The sequence below is a fragment of the Leptolyngbya sp. FACHB-711 genome (assembly GCF_014695615.1).
Classification (GTDB): Bacteria; Cyanobacteriota; Cyanobacteriia; order Elainellales; family Elainellaceae; genus Leptolyngbya_A.
This window is the reverse complement of the sequence record NZ_JACJOR010000280.1, coordinates 1-4,654: the sequence shown is the minus strand read 5'-3', so window position 1 is coordinate 4,654 and position 4,654 is coordinate 1. Positions and strand designations below refer to the sequence as shown.

Sequence of the window (4,654 nt, the reverse complement as noted above, 5' to 3'; positions counted from 1 at the left end):
GAGGCCGATTAGCACCACCAGACCGATCTGGCAGTAAATATCGTTCGACAAGCCCCGGAAATACTGCATTCCCAGCGCACCTAGCACCGCAAGCGGCACGGTCAGCAGAATGATCACTGGATCGACTACGCTTTCATACTGCGCTGCCAGCACCAGAAACACCAGAATAATCCCTAAGCCAAAGACGATCGGAGCCTGACCGCCCGATTCGACTTCCTCTAGCGCGGTTCCTGTCCACTCAAAGCCCATGCCTGCGGGAAGAACTTGCTGAGCGGTTTGTGCCATTGTGTCAAGTGCCTGACCGGAACTCACGCCCGGAGCCGCATTCCCCTGAATCGAAATCGATCGAAACAGGTTGTAGTGGGTAATGGTCTGGGCGGTCGTTGCCGGAGTCACCGTGACCAAGTTACTGAGGGGAACCATCTGTCCGCTTGCCGATCGCGCGTAGAACTGCCCAATGTCATTGGGGTTCGCTCGAAACTGCTGGTCTGCCTGGAGATAAACGCGATAGTTGCGCTGATCCAGGTTAAAGTCGTTGACGTACTGCGACCCCAGAAAGCTTTGCAGCGTGTTGAAAATATCGTCAATGTTGACACCGAGCGATTTTGCCCGTTCGCGGTTGACTTCGATCGTGAGCTGCGGTGTATTGGCGGAATAGGTGGTAAACACGCCCTGCACGCTCGGATTCTGGTTTGCCGCACCCAGGAATTTTTGCATCTCGCCCAAAAACGCCGTTAGGGGCAGGTTGCCGCGCCGATCCTGCAACTCCATCTGGAAGCCGCCAAAGTTGCCGACTCCCTCGATCGACGGTGGATTGAGCGCAAAGATTCTCGCTTTCGGGATGCCAAAGTAGCCCATTTGCGCTTTTTGAATCACTGACTCGACGCGCTGTTCGGCGGCGGTTCGCTCTTCCCACGGTTTCAGCAACGTGAACATAATGCCCTGGTTCGACGCGACCCCGGCAAAGCTGAAGCCTGTCACCGCAAAGTTAGACTCGACTTCGGGCAACTGCCGCACCTGCTCCGATGCCTGATCCATAATGCGCTTCGTGTAGTTGAGCGACACGCCTTCGGGAGCCTGCACCAGCGTAATAAAGTAGCCCTGGTCTTCTGCAGGTAGAAACGCCGAGGGAACGAAACGATAGAACCAGGCAGTAAAGGCAAGTGCCGCCACAAAAAAGACCACCATTAAATAGCGGAAGCGGATCACGCTGTGCAACAGGCGACGATAGCGGCGGCGATATGCTTCCTGAAAGCGGTTAAACCCTCTAAAGAATCCGGCTAAAGGTCCGCGACCTTCACGACGCTCTCGCAGCAGCAGAGCAGACAGCATCGGCGACAGCGTGAGCGCGTTAAAGGTAGAAATCGTGATCGAAAAGGCGATCGTCAAGGCAAATTGCCGATAAATTGCCCCGGTGGTTCCTGGAAAAAATGCCACGGGAATGAAAACTGCCATCAGCACCAGCGAAGTTGCAATCACGGCTCCGCTCAGTTCCTTCATGGACTGCACGGCAGCTTGATAGGGAGTCATGCCTCGATCCTGCACTTTGGCGGCGACGGATTCGACAACCACGATCGCATCGTCCACCACAATCCCCGTTGCCAGGGTCAAGCCGAACAAGGTTAGCGTGTTGATGGAAAAGCCAAAGAGTTTCGCAAACAGGAAGGTTCCCAGCAGCGAAACAGGAATTGCCACTGTCGGCACGATAATGGTGCGCCAGTCTTGCAGAAACAAAAACAGCACCAAAACGACCAGAATCACCGATTCGACCAGGGTTTGCACCACGTCGCGCAGCGATTCCGACACGAACATGGTGGTATCAAAGGCGATCGCGTACTTCAAGCCGGGCGGAAAGGTTTTGCTGAGCTGCTCTAGCTCTCTACGGATTGCTTCGGCTGCCTGGATTGCGTTTGTGCCTGGACGCTGAGTGACCCCCAGACCCACGGCTTCCAGGTTGTTATAGGTGAGGAACGTGCCGTAGTTTTCCGCGCCCAGTTCGACCCGTCCGACATCTCTAAGGCGAGTCAGGCTGCCGTCATTGCCCGTTTTCAGCACCAGATTTTCAAATTCGCTAGCACTATTCAAGCGGCTCACTGCCCGCAGGCTAAGCTGAAAGTCCTGGTTATCCGCCGCAGGCTGCTGACCGATTTGTCCGGCTCCGACCTGAATATTTTGTTCGCGGATTGCGCTTGCCACATCCTGCACGGTGAGACTGCGACTTGCCAATCGATTTGGGTCAAGCCAGAGCCGCATTGCATATCGCCGTTCCCCGAAGATCTGGATATCGCCCACACCGTCGATCCGCCGCAGCGCGTCCAGCATCAGCAGATCGGCATAGTTGCTCATAAAGAGGCTGTCGTATTCGCCGTTCTCGCTGTAAAGGGCGATCGCCATCAAAAAGTTGCTTTGCTGCTGGTTAACCGTCACCCCGGTTTGAATCACCGATTCCGGTAGAAGCGGTTCAACTCGCGATACCCGGTTTTGTACGTTTACCGTGGCAATGTCCGGATCTTGGTTGGCAGCAAACGTAACCGTAATCTGGCTAGTGCCGTCACTGCCGCTAGACGAGCTGAGGTAGCGCATTCCCTCAATCCCGTTGATTTCGCGCTCCAGTACGTTAGTGACGCCGCTTTCGACTGTTTCTGCGTCTGCGCCCTGATAGTTTGCCGTAACGACCACCTGTTTGGGGCTGATGTCGGGGAATTGGGCGATCGGCAGTGTGGGCAGCGCGATCAGCCCCAGAAACACAATGACAATGGAACAGACAGCGGTAAAGATCGGACGTTGGATGAAGAATTTGGCAAACATGAGGATTGCGGGTGAGAGGTCAGAAGAGCCAGCGCATTGGAAAGTTGAGGATTGCGGATTGAATCTCTTGTGGGATGGGAAATAGTGGGATGGGGAATATATGGGATAGGGAATAAAGGGATGGAGCGTGAATTCCTTATGGGCTTGGGCTGGTGGCAGGACTGGGAGACGGGCTGCCTGCGGGAGCGATCGTGATGGGTGCGCTATCGGTCAGGTTCAACACGCCAGAGACAATTACCTGATCGCCCGGATTCAAGCCCGATCGCACCTGGTAGGCGTTGCCTTGAATGTCGCCCAGTTCGACTTTGCGCTGACGAGCAATTTGCTGGGGTTGTCCATCGGGTCCGGGCTGACCCTGTTCTACCACAAATACAAATGTTTCACCTGCAATCCTCGTTACTGCATCGGTTGGAACTAGCACGCCAGGCTGACTGTTCCAGATCACGCGGGCACGCACAAACTGTCCGTCGCGCAACTGACCTCCGCTCGGAAAACTCGCTTTTGCCAGCACCGATTGCTGTGCCGTATTAACCTGCGGCGAGATAAAGCTAATTTGTCCAGAGCCGATCGCCTGTCCCTGCTCGTTCACCAACTGCACCGGCAACCCGATGCGGAGTTCAGGCGCACGCTCGATCGGTACAGAGATATTCAAATCCAGATTTTGATTTTGAATGATGTTGGTGATCACGGTGCTCGACGTTACAAAGTCACCCACCTTGACCGGGATGGTGCTGACTACTCCAGCGATCGGGGCAGTCACCCGACTTTCACTCAAATCCGCTCCGGCAGTTGCCTGATCTGCCTGGGCACGACCGACACGGGCATTTGCTTCATTCAAAGCAGCCACCACCGCCCGCACGTTTTGTTCTGCTGCTTGCAGGGCAGCCACCGCCGTATCGCGGTTGTTCCGGGCACGATCGAGGTTTTGGCGTGACTCAGCCCCTTCTGCAGTAAGCTGCTGGAACCGGGCAAACTCCGATTCTTGCAGCCGCACATCTGCCTGGGCACGCTGTCTTTCTGCCTGGGCTGCACTCACCTGGGCCTGTGCCGTGGTGCGAGCTGCCTGAGCTGCTGCTACATCTGCCGCTGCGCCGCTGACTTCGGCTTGATTTTGCTCTGCGCTCAGCTCCACGATCGGTGTACCGGGTTGCACCCGATCGCCTGACGCGACAAAAAGATTCACAATTCGCCCATCGGTTTCGGGACGCAGCTCAACTTTACGCTGGGCTTCTAACGCGCCGACAAACTCAGAAGTGGTCTCAACCCGGTTGGTTTCGATCGGTTGTACCTGAACGGGAAAAGCGGGGGGTCCTTGAGGTCCGCCTTCGCCGCCACGACTGCATCCAGTCACGATCGCAGAAATCATTAGCGTTGCGCCGAGGATCTGACGCGACAAAGAGAGGGGGAGCCTGCTCAATTTAGCCATGCTGAACACCAGAAGAAGAAATGAGTGCGATCGAAACTTAAGGAAAAATCGAACTTAAGGAAAAAGCAGAGGGAAAAGCGGTTTGCTGGGCAGATTCCTGGGAGAGAATTGGGCTGACCCAAAATGGTCCGAGTTGCCAAACTTGTCCGGGTTGAAAGATGCGCTAGCTCATAACATCGTCCTTTGTGAAAGCTTTTGCGGTGCTTCTCTCAAACCATTCTCAAACGATGATTAGTGATGACTTAGGAGTGATTACTTGAGGAAATTGACTGCAATAATTCGCAGGGAATGAGTTTCGTAGTCTGACCGAGCCGAAGAGCGTTTTTTACAGTTTATGAATCTCTTTATGAATCTTAAGGTTTTTAACAGAAAGGCTCAACACCTCGATCGCTGCATAAACTGACATGTTCCAAAGTGCTT

2 protein-coding genes are annotated in these 4,654 nt (G+C 54.6%); both read right to left on the bottom strand.

Annotated elements, in window-relative coordinates; all coding sequences use genetic code 11:
- A partial coding sequence (locus H6F80_RS11025; protein ID WP_190791603.1) for an efflux RND transporter permease subunit occupies positions 1-2,808 on the bottom strand: 2,808 nt, incomplete at its 3' end.
- A gap of 136 nt (positions 2,809-2,944) precedes the next feature.
- Positions 2,945-4,204 carry an efflux RND transporter periplasmic adaptor subunit gene (locus H6F80_RS11020; RefSeq protein WP_190791602.1) on the bottom strand — a complete coding sequence of 420 codons (1,260 nt, stop codon included), beginning with the start codon at positions 4,202-4,204 and terminating at the stop codon, positions 2,945-2,947.
- Positions 4,205-4,654: the final 450 nt, after the last annotated feature.